We start from the raw sequence: 18,828 nt of genomic DNA, 5'->3' as shown, positions 1-18,828 counted from the left end.
GGTGACCGGCACCCCGATCCTCCATGTCGACATGGACGCCTTCTTCGTTTCTGTGGCTATCAGGCACCAGCCCGAGCTCTGGGACCAGCCGGTCGTCGTCGGGGGTCACGCAAGGGGAGTGGTGACCTGCGCCAACTATCCGGCACGCGCCTACGGGGTCAAGGCCGCGATGCCGGGGTCGATGGCGAGACGGCTGTGCCCTCAGCTCGTCTCGGTCCGTCTCGACTTCGGTGAGGTCGCCGAGGTCTCCCATCAGGTCCGCGAGATCTTCCGTCGCGCCACCCCGCTGGTGGAGGTGGTCAGCGTCGACGAGGCGTTCCTCGACGTACGGGGAGCGACAAAGCTCTTCGGGAGCCCTGAGAACATCGCCCACCGGATCCGCCGCCAGATCGCCGAGGAGCTGAGCATCACCTGCTCGGTCGGCGTCGCGCCGACCCCGAGCGTGGCCAAGGTCGGCAGCCGCAAGGCGAAGCCCGACGGCGTCGTGGTCGTCCGGCCGGAGGAGATCCCCGGCTTCCTCCACCCGCTCGACGTCGGTGAGCTCTACGGGGTCGGCCCGAGCACGAGGACCCGGTTGCGGCGGCTCGGGTTCGAGACGGTGGGCGACATCGCCCGCACCCCGGTGCCGACCCTCCACCAGATCCTCGGCCCGCGCCTCGGTGGCCACCTGCACCGGCTCGCCACCGGCACCGACCAGCGCGAGCTGACCGGGCGGCTGGGCCCCGACCTGCCCGACCGGTCCACCGGCGCCCAGGAGACCTTCGGACACGACCTGAGCGACCGCGAGGACATCGTCCGCGAGCTGCTGCGCCTCTCGGCCCGGGTCACCCGGCGGATGCGGCGGGCAGGCACGGTCGGCCGCACGGTCGCGCTGACGGTGCGGTTCACCGACTTCAAGACCATCTCACGCTCGCGCACGCTGCCTGATCCCACCGACGTCACCCAGGAGGTGCACGCCACCGCGGTCCGCCTCTACGACGAGCTGAATCTCCGCGGCCGGGCCCTGCGCCTGGTCGGGGTCCGGGTCGAGCACCTGGTCGCCCGCGAGGGCACCGACCGGCAGCTGGTGCTCGGCGAGCGGGAGCGGGGCTGGTCCGAGGCCGACCGCGCCATCGACCAGGTCGCCGAACGCTTCGGATCCAGCCTCGTAGGCCGCGCGAGCCTGCTCGATCAGGGCCGGGGTTGACGCACCCGCCACTTTGCTTGACACAATCGGTCCTGGTTGTGCCATGTGGCAGAACGTCAAGGGGCAAGAATTTTCTGGGCTCACTACCGCCTTCAGGGTGGCCAGCCTAGACTTGGAGATGCCCCAACAGGACATGGGAGGTACGGTGCCACTCTCGGAAGAGGAGCTTCGCCTGCTCGAGCAGATGGAGCGCGCGCTCTCGGCGGAGGACCCGAAGTTCGCCTCCGCCCTCCGAGGCACGGCCCTGCGCCGTGCCCAACGTCGACACGCGGTCATCGCGGGCATCGTGCTCGCCGGTGGTGTCGCGTTGCTGATGACCGGTGTGATCTCACGGATGTGGATCGTCGGGGTGGTCGGCTTCCTGGTGATGCTGGCCTCGACCTCCGTGCTGCTCACCGCTCTTCGTGGTGCTGCCGCGGTCGAGGAGGACGACGGGGACCACACGCCCCGCAGCTCGTTCTTCGACCGGGCCAGCGAGCGCTGGAAGCAGCGCCGCCGCGACAACGACCTCTGAGAGAACGACCTCTCAGAGGGACCATCTCTAGGACGAGATCAGCTCCCGCTCGGACCGCGCAACCGGTCCGTCGGAGGCTGGTGCCGGCGGGCGGCGGAAGACCGACGCCGGCCACAGGCGTGCCCGGCGACGGGCGCGCCGATCGGCATGCTCCCTGAGCGCGGCCGAGACCAGGCGTACGTCGTCCCCGATCGCCGCGGTGTCGCGGTGCTCCGCATAGCGGTTGCGCTCGACGGCGGCCACGATCCGCTGCAGCGCGAGCATCGGCTCGCGATCCTGCAGATGCGGGGCCAGGCCGGTGGCCTCCTCCCGGGGTGAACGGGTCCCGGTCCAGGGGAGACCGAGGTCGATCGCGGTGTCGCCCAGCTCGCTCCAGCCGGCCTCGGCGTCGCCCGCCAGTCGAGTCGTACGCCGCCGGCGCCGGATCACCGCCGGCGCCGCGAGCGCGACCAGGCCGACCAGGGCGACGATCCCCAGACCGGTCCAGACGGCGCCGGCGTTGGACTCCTCGGTGCCGGTGTCGGCGACCTCGGGCGTCTCGGGCGCCTCGCGCTGCGGACGGTTGGGCACGGGCGCGACGCTCGTGCCGGCGCTGGGAAGAGGCGCCTCCGGCTCGTTGCGGGCGTTGCCCAGCGCACCGGTGGTGTAGTTGGGCTCGCTGGTGTCGGCGGCCGCCGGGGTCGGCTCGAAGCGGATCCAGCCGATGTCCTCGAACCACAGCTCGGGCCAGGCGTGCAGGTCTCGGCCGCGGAACTGCCACACGCCGTCCTCGTCCTGGTCGCCGCCCAGGAAGCCGAAGGCGACCCGGGCCGGGATGCCGAGCTCGCGAGCGAGCACGGCCATGGCTGTGGCGTACTGCTGGCAGTAGCCGACCTTGTTGTCGGTCAGGAAGTCCAGCAGGGCCGCGCTGTCGGAGCCGACGTCACGCTCCAGGCTGTAGGTGAACTCGCCGCTGTGGCGGAACCAGTTCTGCAGGGCGACCGCCTTGGTGAACGGCCGGTCCTGGCCGGCGGTCCGCTCCAGGGCGATCTCCTCGATCTCGTCGGGGAGCAGCGGTAGGTCGGTCATGCCCGGAGGGGCGCCGACCCCGGGGTCGCCGGCGGCCAGGAGGCGCTCCTGGGACGGCTCGACGGGGGCGGCGGTCATCCGCCAGCTCTGACCGGCGACGGTCTGGTCCCTGCCCTCAGTGGACATGAAGTCGAGGGTGTCCTCGTCGTAGCGCCACGGCCCCCGGGCGGTGACCTCGAGGGGATGGGCGAAGATCGGCAGCCAGGTCGACTGGAACTTCGCGCTCGCCCGCAGCTGGTAGGTCGTGGGATCGCCGAGCAGCGTCGCGTCGGACATCGGCGGCTCGAAGGTGGCCACGCCGCTGTGGTCGGAGGGCACGTCGCGGTTGCCCGAGGTCCACTCCGTGCCGGTGAACTTGGTCAGGGCTCCGACGCGGAGATAGGACGGGGGAGTCTCGGTGTCGCCGTAGACGGGGGTCACCGACACCATCACCTGGTCGCTCTGCCGGCGCAGGTCGTCGTAGAGCCCGACGGTCGGGTTGATCACGCGCAGCGGGCCGTTGCCGTCGCCCGGACCCAGACCGGGAAGGGAGACGTTCGGGCTGGGCAGCCACGCCGGGGTGAGCAGCGCGATCACGACCGCCGAGACGCCGATGACCGCCGGCCCGGCGGCAGGCACCACCGGGAGGTCGTCGTCGAGGCGCCGGCCCCAGCGGCTCAGCTGCTGGGCTCGGTCGAGGCGCAGCATCACCAGGAACGAGATCGCGGTGAGCGCGAAGACGACCCAGGAGACCCCGCCCCAGCCGCCGGCGCCGATGATGCTGAACGGCACCGTGAAGATGCCCAGCACCACGAGCCCCATCATCGGCGGCCGCCGCAGCGAGACGGCGAGGATGTCGGCCAGCAGCACCGCCGCGACACCGCCCGGGATGAGGTAGGGCGCCACCTCCGACCCGGACATCGGCAGGTCGAACGGATTGAACGCGACGTACGCCTCGGTCATCTCGGCCGTGACCTGGGCCCGGCCGCCGCCGGTGACGGGGAAGGGGTGCTGCACGACCAGCAGGCCGGTCGCGATCGTGCCGAGAAGCACCTGCAGCAGGACCACGACCGCGTCGTGCACGCGCAGCAGCCGCGCGGAGATGCCGGTGCCGACCACGAGCAGGCCGGCGACCAGGATCGGGCCGAGGTAGGGGAACCGGGTGCTCGTGAACGAGCCCCACGACGACAGCGCGAACAGAACGGTCAGGAAGCACGTCAGCGGCACCGCCATGGCGGGCACGACGCCGCGCGAGTCTCGGGAGGTCATCATCGCGCCGCCCCCGCTCCGGCTGCCGCGCCGCGGGTGCCGAGCTCGCGCCAGCGGGTGGCCACCGAGTCGCCGACCCCGAGCTCGACCGCCTTCCAGCCGTGCTGGATGAGCAGAGGTACGCCGCTGGGCCGCCGTTGCTCCGGCGCCAGGTGCACCGCGCTCCAGCCGTCGACGGCGAGCGAGAAGGCGAGCGCGGCCCCGGTGTGGTGTCGCACCCGGCGAAGCACGCCGGCGTCGTCCTCGTCGAGGGAGCCGAGCACCGCCACGGTGACTCCGCCCTGCCCGGCCTCGCCGATCCAGGAGGCGTCGATGCGGTGGTGCTGGACGGTCTCGACCACGGCGAGCGCCTCCAGCAGGGCCGCCGCGTCGGCCTGGCCCTCGCGGTCGTGCCAGCCGGCGTTGAGCTCGCCGCTCCCCGCGGCGCCGGGGGTGTTTCCGCCGGAGGTCACCAGCCGCACGGAGTAGCCGGCCTCGACCAGGTGCACGGCGACCGAGGCGGCGACCACGACGGCGTGCTCGAAGGAGGAGCCCGCGCCCTGGCCGCGGTGGACCGAGCGACGGTTGTCGAGGAACACGGTGGCGCGGGCCTGCCACGGCTGCTCCTCGCGGCGCACCATCAGCTCGCCCAGGCGGGCCGAGCTGCGCCAGTGCACCCGCCGCAGCTCGTCGCCGCGGCGGTACTCCCGCACCGTGACGTCCTCCGCGCTGCCACCGAGGAACGCCCTCGGCCGGGAATCGCCCGACGAGGTAGCGTTGCCGGTCAGGGGAGTCGGCGGCAACGGGACCACTCTCGGTGTGACGGTGAACGGGACCGTGGACTGGAAGGCGCGGTTGAGCTCGACCAGGCCGAACGGGTCGGCCACGGTCACGCGCATCGGGCCGATGTCGAAGCGGCCCCGGATCTCGGAGCGGATCTGGTAGCCGAGCTTGTGGCGCCACCCGAAGCCGATCCGGTCGACCACGAAGCGCGGGCGGCCACCCAGGGCGTACGGCACCGTCTCCTCCAGCAGCAGGGTCCCGGTGGGGATCCGGCCCTCGTTGGCGATGGTGAGCTCGACCCTGGCCGGCTGACCGGCCTCGGTCAGGTGGGGCTCGATGTGGCGCACCAGCGCGAGCCGGTAGCGGCCCCAGGCGGCGACCACCGCTGTGACCAGCGGCAGCGCGACCAGCAGCATCCCGATCCGGGACAGTGTGGCCTGGTCCAGCAGGATCCCGCAGACGATGGCGGTGATCCCGGCGGCCAGGAAAGCCCGGCCCCGGATGGTCAGTCCGGACAGCGCCTCACGCATCGCGCCCCTCCTTGAAGTCGGCCCGAGGGTCAGGTCTGTGGCACCGGGACGGCGGACACGACGGACTCGAGGATGTCGGTGACCGACCGGCCGTGCATCGCCGCGGAGGCGCTGGGGAGGAGACGATGGGCAAGGACCGGACCGGTCAGCCTGCGTACGTCATCGGGGAGGACGAACTCGCGTCCGTGCAGGGCGGCATGGGCCTTGGCGGCCCGGAGCAGGTGGAGGCTCGCCCGCGGCGAGGCGCCGAGGGCGAGCTCGTTGTTGGTGCGGGTCGCCGCGGTCAGCGCCACGGTGTAGCGGCGGACCGCCTCCGAGACGTAGACCTGGTTGACGACGCCGACGAGCTTGCGGATCTCCACGGCGTCGGTGACCGGGTCGAGGTCGTCGAGCGGGTTGGCCGCGCTGTGGCTGGCCAGCATCGCGATCTCGGAGCCGACCGGCGGATAGCCGACCGAGACCCGCGCCATGAACCGGTCGCGCTGTGCCTCGGGGAGGGCGTACGTCCCCTCCATCTCGATCGGGTTCTGGGTCGCGATCACCATGAAGGGCGACTCCAGCTGGTAGGTCACGTTGTCGACGGTGACCTGATGCTCCTCCATGCACTCCAGCAGCGCCGACTGGGTCTTGGGGGAGGCACGGTTGATCTCGTCGCCGACCACGATGTTGGCGAAGATGCCACCCGGGCGGAACTCGAACTCCCGGGTGTTCTGGTTGAAGATCGACACCCCGGTGACATCGCTCGGGAGCAGGTCGGGCGTGAACTGGATGCGACGCACCGAACAGTCGATCGAGCGCGCCAGCGCCTTGGCGAGCTGGGTCTTGCCGACCCCGGGCACATCCTCGATCAGGAGGTGTCCCTCGGCGAGCAACACGGTCAGCGTGGAGTCGACGACGTCGGTCTTTCCTTCGATCACCTTCTCGATGCTGTCGCGAATGCGGCCCGCGACCCGCACCAATGTCTCGATCTCTGCCCCATTCGATGAGGCCTCCAACGGCGTCGTCACGTCGCGTCCTTCCGACTCACCCTGCTTATGGGAACACCGTACGGGGTAGCGCCTACGGGCGTCTGCGTCATTCACCCGACTGTGACCTGTAGGCGGTACGCCGCCGGCCTCCGCGGCACGCGGGCCGGGGGAGCGGGCGGTGGTGGGAAATCACCTCGTGGGGGAGGAAGGTGGTTTGAATGTGGGGGATTGTGGGGTACGGTGGGGCAAAGTGGAGGAACGATCCACGTTGAGCTGACCGCGGGGGCGAGCACATGTTCTTCATGGGCACGTACACGCCGAAGCTCGATGAGAAGGGCCGGATCTTCCTCCCGGCAAAGTTCCGAGATCGACTGGCGGAGGGGGTTGTCGTGACGCAAGGTCAGGAGAACTGCCTCGTGGTGTGGCCCGAGGACGTCTTCATGCAGGAGGCGCAGCGGGCCCAGCAGACGCCGCTCACCTCTCGGGACGCACGTGACTACGCCCGTGTCCTCTTTGCGGGGGCCGAGCAGACGACACCCGACAAGCAGGGCCGGATCGGCATTCCGCCGCTCCTGCGCGACTACGCCGGGATCGTCAAGGACGTGGTCGTGATCGGTGTGATGGACCGGATCGAGATCTGGGACCCGGCCAAGTGGGCGGAGTACTCCGCGGGTGCACAGGCCAAGTTCGCAGACCTCGACGAGTCGACGGACTGACAAAGGGACAGATCGACAAAGCGACAAGCAGCAGAGCTGATCAGAAACGAAACAAGTCAACAGCGGATCCGCAGGACGAGGTCTCAGTCCCGCTCCACTCATCCAGCCATCCGGGGCACCTTCCCCGGCTCCGGACGGCACCTAGTGGTGACGGAGCGGGCATGAGACCTGGCTCTGCGGATCCGTGGCGTTGTCAGCCCGTGGCTCTACCGAAGAGCCGGGGAGAACACACCAGACGAAGCCGTGCGATGGGGGTCGAGGCGGTGACGAACCAGAAGCACGTGCCGGTGATGCTCGACCGCATCGTCGACCTGCTCGCACCGGCGCTCGCCGATGGCGGCGTGCTCGTCGACTGCACGACCGGTCACGGTGGTCACACCGAGGCCGTTCTCGAGCGCATTCCCGGGTCGCGGGTGATCGGCATCGACCGAGACACCTACGCCCTCGGCATCGCGGGGGAGCGGCTGGCCCGTTTCGGCGACCGGTGGACAGGCGTCCACGCGGTCTACGACGAGATCCTCGACGTCGTCGCCGGGCAGGGCCTGGCCGAGGTCCAAGGGGTCCTCTTCGACCTCGGTGTCTCCTCGATGCAGCTCGACCAGCGCGAGCGTGGCTTCGCCTACGCGGAGGACGCGCCGCTCGACATGCGGATGGATGCCACCCGGGGTCAGACCGCGGCGGACGTGCTCAACAACTACTCCGCGGCGGACCTGACCCGGATCCTGCGGGACTACGGCGAGGAGAAGTTCGCCAAGAAGATCGCCTACGCCATCGTCAAGCGTCGCGAGACGGTGCCGTTCACGACGAGCGGGCCGCTGGTGGAGCTTCTCTACGCGGAGATCCCGGCACCTGCCCGTCGCACCGGCGGACACCCGGCCAAGCGCACCTTCCAGGCGCTGCGGATGGAGGTCAACGACGAGCTCGGGGCGCTGCGTACGGCACTGCCGGACTCTCTCGAGGCCGTCGGCGTCGGTGGCCGGGTGGTGGTCGAGTCCTACCACTCGCTCGAAGACCGGCTCACCAAGCGGGCCTTCGCCGAGGCGACGAAGCTGGACGTACCTCCCGACATGCCCATCGTGCCGCCCGAGGCCGAGCCGTCGTTCCGTCTGCTCACCCGTGGTGCCGAGCAGGCCAACGAGGCAGAGATCGAGGAGAACCCGCGCGCCGCCTCGGTGCGACTGCGCGCCGTGGAGCGCACCAAGCCCCGAACCAACCTTCCCAAGTCGAACCCTGGAGCAGCCAGATGAGCATCTCCGCCGCGCCGCAGGCGCCCGTACACAGCCCGGACCGGGCCACCGAGACGACCCAGGCACGGCTCACCGCCGTGCCTGCGCCGCTGCCTGCCCCGATGGCGCCGCGGCTGCCGTTCGTCGTGCTCGTCTCGATGCTGCTCATCGGTGGCGTCGTGGGTCTGCTCGTCTTCAACACCTCCATGCAGCAGTCGGCCTTCCAGGAGCAGCGTCTCCAGGAGCAGGCGACCACGCTGGCCGCCCGGGAGCAGGCGCTCGACGGTGAGCTGAAGAAGATGGAGGACCCGCACAAGATCGCCGCCAAGGCGAAGGATCTCGGCATGGTCGTCCCGCAGAACGCGGCCATGCTCCGGGTCCCCGAGGCGAAGATCGAGGGGGAGGCGGCCGCGGCCGACCGGTCCGCGACGCCGCCGCTGCACCCGAAGGTCGCCAAGCCCTACAGCGTGCTGCTCGCCGAGCAGAAGGCTGCCGAGGCGGCCGCCGCGAAGAAGAAGGCGGCCGAGCTCGCCGAGAAGAAGCGCGACCAGGAGGCGGCGGAGAAGCAGGCGGCCGAGGAGCAGCGTACGTCTTCGGGCGAGGCACGGTAGGAGAGCGGAGCGATGGCCCAGCGACAGGTCAAGCGGAAGGTCCGCCGGCCGGCGCGCCGCCCTGCCCCGAAGTCCACGCCGAAGGCGACGCAGCGACGCGGGCCGGTGCACATCCGGCTCCGCGTCGGCTTCATCCTGGTGGCGATGGTGCTCTCGGTCTTCGGCGGCCGGCTGGTGCAGCTGCAGGGCATCGACCCGCACTCGTACGCCGCGATGGCGGCCGCCGAGAACGTCGTCGACGTCGTGCTGCCGGCCGAGCGCGGCGAGATCCTCGACCGTGACGGCGAGGCGCTGGCCGACTCCTCCGACGGGCTGATGGTCCTGGCCGACCCGAAGCAGACGAAGAAGGACGCCCCGGCGATCGCCGCGTTCCTGGCCAAGGAGCTCGGCGTCGACTACGCCTCGGCGTTGGCCAAGCTCCGCAAGGACGGGAGCCGGTTCCAGTACATCGACCGTCAGGTCGTCGCGACCAAGGCCACCGACGTGGTGGAGCGCGCCAAGGCCAAGGGCTACCAGGGGCTGTGGACCAGCCGTGACCCGCTGCGCAACTACCCCAACGGCGACGTCGCGGCCAACCTGGTCGGCTTCATGGGCAACGACGGCCCCCTCGCCGGCCTCGAGGCCGCCTTCGACAAGCACCTGGCCGGCAAGGACGGGCACGCCGAGTACGACGCGACCAGCCCGGTCAGCGGCACCCGGATGCCGCTGGGCACCAACAACCGCGTCGACCCGGTCGACGGCAACGACCTGACCCTCACCATCGACCGCGACCTGCAGTACTACGTCCAGCAGACCCTGATGGACGCCGTGCAGAAGTCGCGCGCGGAGTCGGGGATGGCGGTCGTGATGGACACCCAGACCGGCGAGATCCTGAGTCTGGCCGACTACCCGACCTTCGATGCCCGCGACCCGGCCGCCTCGCCGAAGTCGCTGCGCGGTAGCAACGCCCTCTCCAACGTCTACGAGCCCGGCTCGGTGCAGAAGGTGCTCACCGTCGCCGGCCTGCTCGACCAGGGGCTCGTCTCGCCCTCGACCCGGCTCAAGGTGCCGGGGTCCTACCGCTCGGGCGACGCCGACATCCACGACTGGTACGAGCACGGCATGGAGAAGCTCACCCTGGCCGGGGTGATCGCGAAGTCCTCCAACATCGGCACGGTGATGGCGGCCGACAAGTACGAGGACGGCCAGCTGCGCGATTACCTGGCCGCCTTCGGACAGGGCCGGCGCACCGGCCTCGGCCTCGACACCGAGTCGGCCGGCCTGCTCGCCTCGCCCGAGACCTGGAACCCGGCCGACGAGGACCGCATCGACTTCGGCCAGTCGATCTCGGTCAACGCCGTGCAGATGACCGCCGCTCTCAACACGATCGCCAACGACGGCGTACGCATCGACCCCAGCCTGATCGCCGGGAGCGCCACCAACAACTCCGGCGCCGAGGTCGGCACCGACACCGCCCAGCGCACCCGCGTGGTCTCCGAGGAGGCCGCCTCCCAGACCGCGGAGATGATGGAGCGGGTCATCAACGACCCCGTCAACGGCACCGCCAAGCAGGCCGCCGTCCCCGGCTACCGCGTCTCCGGCAAGACCGGAACCGCGCAGCGGGTCAACTCCGAGTGCAAGTGCTACGACGGCACCACCACGGTCTCCTTCGGCGGCTTCGCCCCCACCGACGACCCGCGGTTCACGGTCTACGTGGCCATCCACAACCCCGGCAACGGCGGTGGCGGTGGCACCGTCACCGGCCCGGTCTTCTCCCAGATCATGTCCTTCGTCCTGCGCCGCTACGGTGTCCCGCCGACCGGCACCGAGCCGTCGAAGATGCCCACTGGTTGGTGAGCTGCGCGGTTGCAGGAGTACCCGGTCAACCGGGTATGCCTGCACTTCTCTGGCAATGCAACACCAGAGAAGTGCAGGCATTGCCTGTGCGCTGTGACGGAAGAGACAGTTGGTTCACTCCGAATGCATAACATAGGTATGTTATGTTTCTTGGGTGAGCACGACTTCAGCCTCCGGACGTGACCTCTCGCTCGCCCTCGAGAAGGTGGTGCGACTGGTGCGGGAGGTGTCGACGGCGGGGGACGTGTCGCCGACGGCGGCCACGGTGCTGGCCGGACTGGCGAGGACCGGGCCGCAGCGGGTGACCGACCTGGCGCGGGTCGCCGGGGTTTCCCAGCCCGCGATGACGCAGCTGGTCAACCGGCTCACCCAGCAGGGGATGCTCGCCCGGGTCGCCGATGACGCCGACCGCCGGGCGGTCCTCGTCGAGGTCACCGACTCCGGACGAGAGGTCCTCGAGACCAGGCGCGGGCAGCGAGCCGGTGTGCTCGACGCAGCCCTGGCCAGGGTCTCCGCCGAGGACCGTGCCGCCATCGCGGCGGCGCTGCCGGCCCTCGACCGACTCGTTGACGCCGTGCTCGACTCCTGACGCGCCGGCGGCCCGGCGACGCGTACGAAACCAACGTCTGAGAAGAGGCAAGAACAATGAGCTCCCACCAAGGGGCAGCTGCCGCAAGTCCGTTCAAGCAACCACGCGCCGTGTGGGCGGTCGCGTTCGCGTGCGTGGTGTCGTTCATGGGCATCGGGCTCGTCGACCCGATCCTCCCGGTGCTCGCCGAGGAGCTGGCCGCGACGCCCGCGCAGGTGTCGCTGCTGTTCACCAGCTACCTCGTGGTGACCGCCGTGGCGATGATCGGCGTCGGCTGGGTCTCCAGCCGGATCGGTGCCAAGTGGACGCTGATCTTCGGCCTGGTGCTGATCGTCGTGTTCGCCGGGCTGGCCGGGACCGTCGACGGTGTCGACGGCATCGTCGGCTTCCGGGCCGGCTGGGGCCTGGGCAACGCGCTGTTCATCTCCACCAGCCTCGCCGTCATCGTCGGCTCCGCGACCGGAGGGTTCGCGGGGGCGATCATCCTCTACGAGACCGCGCTCGGCCTCGGCATCGCGGTCGGTCCGCTCCTCGGCGGCGTCCTCGGTGGCATCTCCTGGCGCGGCCCGTTCTTCGGTGTCTCCGCGCTGATGGCGATCGCGCTGGTCGCCACGCTGGTCTTCCTGCCGCCGACGCCCAAGCCGGAGAAGAAGGTCACCCTGCTCGCGCCGCTCGCCGCGCTGCGCCACCGCGGGCTGCTGACGATGGGCATCATGGCGCTGCTCTACAACTGGGGCTTCTTCACCCTGCTCGGCTACGCGCCCTACCCGATGGGCCTGCACGACCCGCTCCAGCTCGGCTGGGTCTTCTTCGCCTGGGGCATCCTGGTCGCCGTCTTCGCCGTGTGGGGCGCGCCGTGGGCGCAGCGCCGCTTCGGCACCGCGCCGACCCTCTACGTCAACCTGCTCGGTCTCGGTGCCCTGCTCGCCGTCATCGGCCTCGGCGTCTCCTCGCCGACCGTGGTCATCGTGGCCGTGATCCTGTCCGGCATCTTCGTCGGCCTCAACAACACGCTGACCACCCAGGCGGTCATGCTGGTCTCACCGGTGGAGCGGCCGATCGCGTCGTCGGCCTACGGTTTCGTACGTTTCATCGGAGGCGGTCTGGCACCCTTCGCCGCGGGCAAGATCGCCGAGGCGACCGACCAGTCGGTGGCCTTCTACGTCGGCGCCGCCGCGTTCCTGATCGCGATCCCCGTCCTGGCCAGCGGCCACCGGCTGATCACGGCCGCCGAGTCGGCCGAGACCGCCGAGCCGGTCGCGCCGACGCTCGAGCCCGTCGGACCGGTCCGCGGTGAGGGCCGTCCCGTGCTGGTCGCCGTCGGCGCCACCCTCGACGCCGACGCGGTCGTCGACCGGGCCGCCGAGATGGCCGCCGCCGAGGGCGCGCCGCTCGAGGTGGTCCACGTCCGCGAGACCGAGGTGGTCGAGGAGCTGGCGATCGACGCCGAGGAGCCGGAGATGGCCGCCGCGACCGTACGCGCCCACCTGGACCGCCTCGCCGCCCGCGGCGTGACCGCGACCGGCCTGGTCCTGCACCGCGTCGGCGACCACGCCAGCGCCGGGATGGTGCTGGCCAGGTACGCCACCGAGGCCAGGGTCCGCACGATCGCGCTCGGCTCCTCGCCCCGCGGTCGTGCCGCGCAGCTCGCCGACGGCTCGATCACCTCCGCGGTCGTGCGGAACGCCGGCGTACCTGTCGTGCTCGTCGTTCCCGGCCAGGAGCCGCACGAGCTCAGCGCTGCAGCGTTGACCCAGCTACGCCACGCCTGAACGCCACGCCAGGGTCGGCCCGGCGGGACCTGGTCCCGCCGGGCGGATAACCTTCGCCTGGTGAGCAGTGCGTACGAGACGGCGGATCCGAAGAGCCCGACCCGCCCGCGAGTGACCGAGCCGGTGACGCTGGCCGAGCTGGCCGGCGAGTTCGGCCTGGAGGTGCGCGGCGAGGCCCGTGTCACCGGAGTCTCGCTGAGCTCCCAACGGGTGCTGCCCGGCGATCTCTACGCCGCCCTTCCCGGGAGCCGGGCGCACGGCGCCAGCTACGCCGCCAGTGCCGTCGAGGCCGGAGCGGTCGCGGTGCTCACCGACGCCGCCGGTGCCGCCGAGCTGGAGGTCCAGGGTCTCGGAGAGGTGCCCGTACTGCTCGTCGAGAGACCGCGCACGGTGCTCGGCGCGCTCTCGGCCCGCGTCTACGGCAACCCCTCGGGCAGGCTGCGGCTGATCGGGGTCACCGGCACCCAGGGCAAGACGACGACCACCCGGCTGGCCGAGAGCGCGCTGCTCGACGCCGGCCACCGCGCCGGCGTCATCGGCACCGTCGGCACCCGGATCGGCGGGCGCGACGTGAAGACGCCGCTGACCACGCCCGAGGCTCCCGACCTGCACGGTCTCTTCGCCCGGATGGTCGAGGAGGGGACCGAGGCGTGCGCCATGGAGGTGTCCTCCCACGCGCTGGTGATGGGCCGCGTCGACGGGGTCGTCTTCGACGTCGCCGTCTTCCTCAACCTGGGCCGCGACCACCTCGACTTCCACGAGACGGTCGAGGACTACTACGCGGCGAAGGCCGACCTGTTCACCCCGGAGCGAGCGATGTTGGGCATCGTCAACATCGACGACGAGCAAGGCCGCCGCCTCGCCGACGAGGCGACCATCCCGATCCTCACCTACGCTCTGCACGACGACACCGCCGACTGGCGCGCCACCGACGTCGAGCTGCGCCCTGACGGCTCCACCTTCACCGTCCACGGCCCCGACGGCCTGGAGTTCCCGGGCGCCAGCCCGCTGGCCGGCGACTACAACGTCAGCAACACCTTGGCCGCCCTGGCGAGCATCCACCACGCGTACGGCGACGAGACGGTGGTGCGCGACGTCGCCACCGCCCTCGCGAAGGGCTCCGGCGTCCCGGGCCGGCTCGAGCGGATCGACGAGGGCCAGCCGTTCACCGTGGTGGTCGACTACGCGCACAAGCCGGACGCGGTCGAGGCTGCGCTCGGCACGCTCCGCCCGCTGACCGAGTCCCGGCTGATCGTGGTGATCGGTGCCGGGGGAGACCGCGACACCGGCAAGCGGCCGATCATGGGGGAGATCAGCGCGCGGCTGGCCGACCATGTGATCGTCACCGACGACAACCCGCGCACCGAGGACCCGGCGAGCATCCGGCGACAGGTGCTGGAGGGCACGACCGGCGGCAGCGCGAGCGTCGAGGAGATCGGCGACAGGCGGGCCGCGATCGAGCGTGCGATCAGCCTCGCCGAGCCCGGCGACATCGTCGTTGTCGCAGGTAAGGGGCACGAGACGGGCCAGGAGATCAACGGCGTCACGCACCCGTTCGACGACCGCGAGGTCGTCCGTGAGGCGCTCGCCAGACGCTGAATCGGCGGGGCGCCGCCGAGGCTGTCGAGACGTAGGGAAGAATGCCCGGGGCCGGTGTCTTCGCTATGCACACCGGCCCGGGGGCAAGGACCAGGAACGGCATGGCAAGGAAGGCACCCGGCTGACATGAGAGCGATCTTGCTGAGCGGAGCGATTGCGCTTCTGTTCTCGCTGCTCGGCACCCGATTTGCGATCGTACAGTTCACGAAGTTGGGCTACGGCCAGGAGATCCGCGAGGACGGCCCGACGACCCACCGCACCAAGCGCGGCACCCCGACCATGGGTGGCGTCGCGATCGTGATCTCGGTCGTCGTGGGCTACTTCGCGGCCAAGCTGTTGACCGGGGACGCCCCGAGCGCGACGGCCTATCTGCTGCTCTTCCTCCTGGTGGGCATGGCCGCGGTCGGCTTCGTCGACGACTTCATCAAGGTCTTCATGCAGCGCAACCTCGGTCTGCGCGCGTGGTCCAAGATGGTCGGGCAGACGCTGGTCGCGGTGGGCTTCGGCGCGGTGGCGATCCATCCCGGCCTGGCCAACGCCGACGGCATCACGCCGGCGGCGGACCAGCTCTCCTTCATCCGTGACTTCGGTCCACACTTCCTCGGCGGCGACGGGATCCTCTACTGGCTCGGTGGCGCCCTGCTGCTGGTCATCTTCTGGATCATGGTCACCGGCACGTCCAACGCCACCAACCTCACCGACGGCCTGGACGGGCTGCTGGCGGCGTCCTCGGCGATCGTCTTCGCCGCCTACACCATCATCTCGATCTGGCAGAACAACCAGCGCTGCGGCCGCCCGAGCGTCGAGATCGGCACCTGCTACGAGGTGCGCGACCCGCTCGACATGGCGATCCTCGGCGCCGCGATCAGCGGCGCCTGCATCGGCTTCCTGTGGTGGAACGCCAGCCCGGCGCGGATCTTCATGGGCGACACCGGCTCGCTCGCGCTCGGCTCGGTGCTGGCCGGGTTCGCGATCCTGTCGCACACCGAGTTCCTGCTGATCATCCTCGGTGGCCTCTTCGTCACCGAGACGGTCTCGGTGATCCTGCAGACGGGCTGGTTCAAGATCACCCGCAAGGTGACCGGGACCCCCAAGCGCATCTTCCGGATGACACCGATCCATCACCACTTCGAGATGCTCGGCTGGGAACAGGTGACCGTGGTGATCCGTTTCTGGATCATCACCGGCCTCTGCGTCGCGGCCGGCCTGGGAATCTTCTACGCCGAATGGGTGGCGACCATCTGATGGACCTCACAGAACTCGACAAGCTCGGCCGCAACGACTCCTGGGAGGGCGTGAAGGCGGTCGTGGCCGGCTTCGGTGTCTCCGGTTTCGCCGCCGCCGACAACCTCACCCACCTGGGTGCCTCGGTGATCGCGCTCGACGAGTCGCCCGGCGACGAGGAGCGCCAGGAGAAGGCCAAGCTCCTCGGCATCCTGGGTGCCGACGTACGCCTCGGAGAAGGCGCCACCCACGTGCTGCCCGACGACGTCGACGTCGTGGTCACCTCTCCTGGCTGGAGGCCGACGGCTCCGCTGCTCGCCCAGGCGCGCGAGCGCGGGGTCCCGATCTGGGGAGAGGTCGAGCTCGCCTGGCGGCTGCGCGACCCCGACAACGCCGCCCCCTGGCTGGCGGTCACCGGCACCAACGGCAAGACCACGACCGTGCAGATGCTCGACAACATCCTGCGTACCGCCGGGCTCCGGTCCGTCGCCGTCGGCAACGTCGGCCTGCCGATCGTCGAGGCCGTGATGGACCCCGAGCCCTACGACGTCTTCGCCGTGGAGCTCTCCTCCTTCCAGCTCCACTACACCTCCTCGATGGGCGCCGAGGCCGCCGTCGTCCTCAACGTCGCCGAGGACCACCTCGACTGGTACCCCTCGATGAAGGAGTACGCCGCCGACAAGGGCCGCGTCTACGAGGGCGTCGAGCGGGCCTGCGTCTACAACGTCGCCGACGAGGCGACGCTGCACCTGGTCGAGGAGGCCGACGTCGTCGAGGGCGCTCGCGCGATCGGCTTCACCCTCGGCACCCCGGCGGTGGGCCAGCTCGGGATCGTCGAGGACATCCTGGTCGATCGGGCCTTCATCGAGGAGCGTCAGACCTCCGCCGCGGAGCTGTGCCAGATCTCCGACCTCGCCTCCGCCGCGCCCCACTACGTCCAGAACGCGCTGGCCGCGGCCGCGCTCGCCCGGGCGCACGGGGTCTCCCAGGCCGCCGTACGCGACGGGCTGAAGTCGTTCCGTCCGGACGGCCACCGCATCGAGGTCGTCGCCGAGGCCGGCGGCGTCACCTGGGTCGACGACTCCAAGGCGACCAACCCGCACGCCGCCCAGGCCTCGCTGCAGGCCTACGACCCGGTGATCTGGATCGCCGGCGGGCTGGCCAAGGGCGCCCGCTTCGAGGACCTGGTCGCCTCCATCCACGACCGGCTGCGGGCCGTGATCCTGATCGGTCAGGACCGCGACGTCATCGCCTCCGCCCTCGCCGCCCACGCCGGCGACCTGGAGATCGTCGAGCTCGACGACCCCGACGGCGTGGCCGCCCTCACGGAGGCCGTCGAGATCGCCGCCGCGCTGGCCAAGCCCGGCGACACCGTGCTCCTGGCCCCCGGCTGCGCCAGCCAGGACCAGTTCCGCGACTACAAGGCCCGCGGCGACGCGTTCGCCGACGCCGTACGCCGCCAGCTCTAGGTCGCTGGTCGAGCCGCGAGCGCCAGCGAGCGTGTCGAGACCAACACGGTCCTGTCGGCGCTCGATGGGACCGTGTTGGTCTCGACACGCCTCCGCCTAGCGGCTCCGGCGGCTCGACCGGCGTGAGGGCGACACGCGGGGGAGATGCGCGGCGAACGCGGAGACGGCGGCGAGAATGTAATGGACGTACGTCGCACCGCAACTGGGAGGTAGGCCGTGACGACCACCAGCCCCGACCAGACCGGTTCCGGCTCGGCCGAGCAGGCCAAGGCGTACCCGAAGTCGGTCCTCGGCTACCTCAAGGCCTGGTTCCACGCGCTGAGGGTGGCGCTGAACCGGCCGCTGGCCGCCTACTACCTGCTGCTCACCAGCACCGCGCTGCTGCTGACCATCGGGCTGATCATGGTGCTGAGCGCCTCGAGCGTGTGGGCCTACACCCAGATGGGCAACTCCTACGCGATCGTCGGGCGGCAGGTGCTGTGGGTGATCATCGGCATCCCGTGTGCGTTCATCGCCTCCCGGATCCGGCCGAAGCATCTGCGACGGCTGGCCTGGCCGGGGTACGTCATCGCCTGCGTGCTGCTCTTCCTGACCATCTTCTTGGGCCACGACGTCAACGGGCAGCAGAACTGGATCGGGGCCGGCCCGGTCAAGATCCAGCCGAGCGAGATCGCCAAGCTGGGGATCGTGCTGTGGGCTGCCCACGTCTACGCGCTCAAGGAGCGCCGGCTCGACAGCCTCCACGAGGTGCTGATGCCGGTCCTGCCGGGCATCGCGCTGGCCACCGGGCTCGTCCTCGCCGGCCGTGACCTCGGCACGGCGCTGGTCTTCTTCGCGATCGTGCTCGGGATGCTGTGGGTCGTCGGGGCGCCCGGTCGGCTCTTCGGGATGGCGATCTCGATCATCGGCGTCTCGGTGCTGTTCCTGATCAGCACCGACACCGAGCGGCTCGCCCGGCTGACCAGCTTCGCGGACCCGTTCAAGGACTACCACGGACAGGGCTGGCAGCCGTCCCACGGCCTCTACGCACTCAGCTCGGGCGGCATCCTGGGCCAGGGGATCGGGGCCTCGCAGCAGAAGTGGGGCGACCTGCCCGAGGCCCACACCGACTACATCTTCGCGGTGCTGGGCGAGGAGCTCGGCCTGGTCGGCACCCTGCTCGTCGTCGGCCTCTTCCTGACCCTCGCGTTCGCGCTGGTCAAGGTCGCGCGCCAGACCGACCGGCCGTTCGTACGCTACTTCAGCTTCGGCGTGCTGGTCTGGCTGCTGGGCCAGATGATCATCAACGTCGGCATGGTGCTCGCGCTGCTGCCTGTCATCGGCATCCCGCTGCCGCTGGTCTCCTACGGCGGCTCCGCGCTGATCCCGTCGATGGTGGCGCTGGGCGTCGTTATCGGCTTCGCCCGTCGTGAACCGGCGGCAGCCGCGGCGCTGAAGCAGCGTAAAGCCTTGGCAAAGGATCGGGCCCGCCAGGCAGCCGCTTACCGGTCCGCTCAACGCAACCGCTAAG

The 18,828-nt window shown here is 70.6% G+C and carries 15 protein-coding genes; 12 read left to right on the top strand and 3 right to left on the bottom strand.

The features are described 5' to 3' along the window. Position 1 precedes the first annotated feature (1 nt). On the top strand, positions 2-1,186 hold the full coding sequence (dinB, locus tag ACW14X_RS04525; protein WP_160024340.1) for a DNA polymerase IV: 1,185 nt from the start codon (positions 2-4) through the stop codon (positions 1,184-1,186). 145 nt (positions 1,187-1,331) lie between these two features. Further along, complete coding sequence (locus tag ACW14X_RS04520; RefSeq protein ID WP_160024339.1) at positions 1,332-1,700, top strand: DUF3040 domain-containing protein; 369 nt, start codon at positions 1,332-1,334, stop codon at positions 1,698-1,700. Positions 1,701-1,727: 27 nt separating this feature from the next. Here ACW14X_RS04520 and ACW14X_RS04515 read toward each other — a convergent pair whose 3' ends face one another. Genes ACW14X_RS04515 through ACW14X_RS04505 form a run of 3 tightly spaced genes read right to left on the bottom strand, consistent with a single transcriptional unit; the run spans position 1,728 to position 6,315 of the window. Next, a complete protein-coding gene (locus ACW14X_RS04515) occupies positions 1,728-4,016 on the bottom strand; it encodes a transglutaminase family protein (RefSeq protein WP_457164858.1) in 2,289 nt (762 codons plus the stop codon). Continuing rightward, on the bottom strand, positions 4,016-5,308 hold the full coding sequence (locus tag ACW14X_RS04510) for a DUF58 domain-containing protein (RefSeq protein ID WP_160024337.1): 1,293 nt from the start codon (positions 5,306-5,308) through the stop codon (positions 4,016-4,018). The genes ACW14X_RS04515 and ACW14X_RS04510 overlap by 1 nt, the downstream gene beginning before the upstream one ends. 29 nt (positions 5,309-5,337) lie before the next feature. Then, positions 5,338-6,315 carry an AAA family ATPase gene (locus ACW14X_RS04505; protein WP_350718818.1) on the bottom strand — a complete coding sequence of 326 codons (978 nt, stop codon included), beginning with the start codon at positions 6,313-6,315 and terminating at the stop codon, positions 5,338-5,340. A 254-nt stretch (positions 6,316-6,569) separates the two neighbouring features. Here ACW14X_RS04505 and mraZ point away from each other — a divergent pair, with 254 nt between their 5' ends. The 10 genes from mraZ (at position 6,570) to ftsW (ending at position 18,827) form a co-directional block, all read left to right on the top strand. After that, on the top strand, positions 6,570-6,992 hold the full coding sequence (gene mraZ, locus ACW14X_RS04500) for a division/cell wall cluster transcriptional repressor MraZ (RefSeq protein ID WP_008363047.1): 423 nt from the start codon (positions 6,570-6,572) through the stop codon (positions 6,990-6,992). 248 nt (positions 6,993-7,240) lie between these two features. Then, the gene (rsmH, locus tag ACW14X_RS04495; RefSeq protein ID WP_160024336.1) at positions 7,241-8,239 is read left to right on the top strand and encodes a 16S rRNA (cytosine(1402)-N(4))-methyltransferase RsmH; all 999 of its coding nucleotides are present in this window, start codon (positions 7,241-7,243) and stop codon (positions 8,237-8,239) included. After that, on the top strand, positions 8,236-8,829 hold the full coding sequence (locus tag ACW14X_RS04490; RefSeq protein ID WP_457164857.1) for a hypothetical protein: 594 nt from the start codon (positions 8,236-8,238) through the stop codon (positions 8,827-8,829). The genes rsmH and ACW14X_RS04490 overlap by 4 nt, the downstream gene beginning before the upstream one ends. 12 nt (positions 8,830-8,841) lie before the next feature. Then, positions 8,842-10,665, top strand: a complete 1,824-nt coding sequence (locus ACW14X_RS04485; protein WP_457164856.1) for a peptidoglycan D,D-transpeptidase FtsI family protein — start codon at positions 8,842-8,844, stop codon at positions 10,663-10,665. 154 nt (positions 10,666-10,819) lie between these two features. After that, complete coding sequence (locus ACW14X_RS04480; protein WP_160024333.1) at positions 10,820-11,254, top strand: MarR family winged helix-turn-helix transcriptional regulator; 435 nt, start codon at positions 10,820-10,822, stop codon at positions 11,252-11,254. 56 nt (positions 11,255-11,310) lie between these two features. Continuing rightward, entirely contained in the window at positions 11,311-13,026 is a 1,716-nt protein-coding gene (locus ACW14X_RS04475) for an MFS transporter (RefSeq protein WP_457164855.1), read from the top strand. A gap of 60 nt (positions 13,027-13,086) precedes the next feature. Beyond that, positions 13,087-14,625 carry a UDP-N-acetylmuramoyl-L-alanyl-D-glutamate--2,6-diaminopimelate ligase gene (locus ACW14X_RS04470; protein WP_457164854.1) on the top strand — a complete coding sequence of 513 codons (1,539 nt, stop codon included), beginning with the start codon at positions 13,087-13,089 and terminating at the stop codon, positions 14,623-14,625. 126 nt (positions 14,626-14,751) lie between these two features. Then, positions 14,752-15,870: a phospho-N-acetylmuramoyl-pentapeptide-transferase gene (gene mraY / locus ACW14X_RS04465; RefSeq protein WP_160024331.1), complete on the top strand. Its 1,119-nt coding sequence runs from the start codon at positions 14,752-14,754 to the stop codon at positions 15,868-15,870. Next, positions 15,870-17,318 carry a UDP-N-acetylmuramoyl-L-alanine--D-glutamate ligase gene (murD, locus tag ACW14X_RS04460; protein ID WP_457164853.1) on the top strand — a complete coding sequence of 483 codons (1,449 nt, stop codon included), beginning with the start codon at positions 15,870-15,872 and terminating at the stop codon, positions 17,316-17,318. Before mraY ends, murD begins: the two co-directional genes overlap by 1 nt. Positions 17,319-17,534: 216 nt before the next feature. Beyond that, positions 17,535-18,827 carry a putative lipid II flippase FtsW gene (ftsW, locus tag ACW14X_RS04455; protein WP_160024329.1) on the top strand — a complete coding sequence of 431 codons (1,293 nt, stop codon included), beginning with the start codon at positions 17,535-17,537 and terminating at the stop codon, positions 18,825-18,827. Position 18,828: the final 1 nt, after the last annotated feature.

The organism is Nocardioides sp. YJ-D4, assembly GCF_054031495.1.
This window is presented reverse-complemented; position numbering and strand designations above follow the sequence as displayed.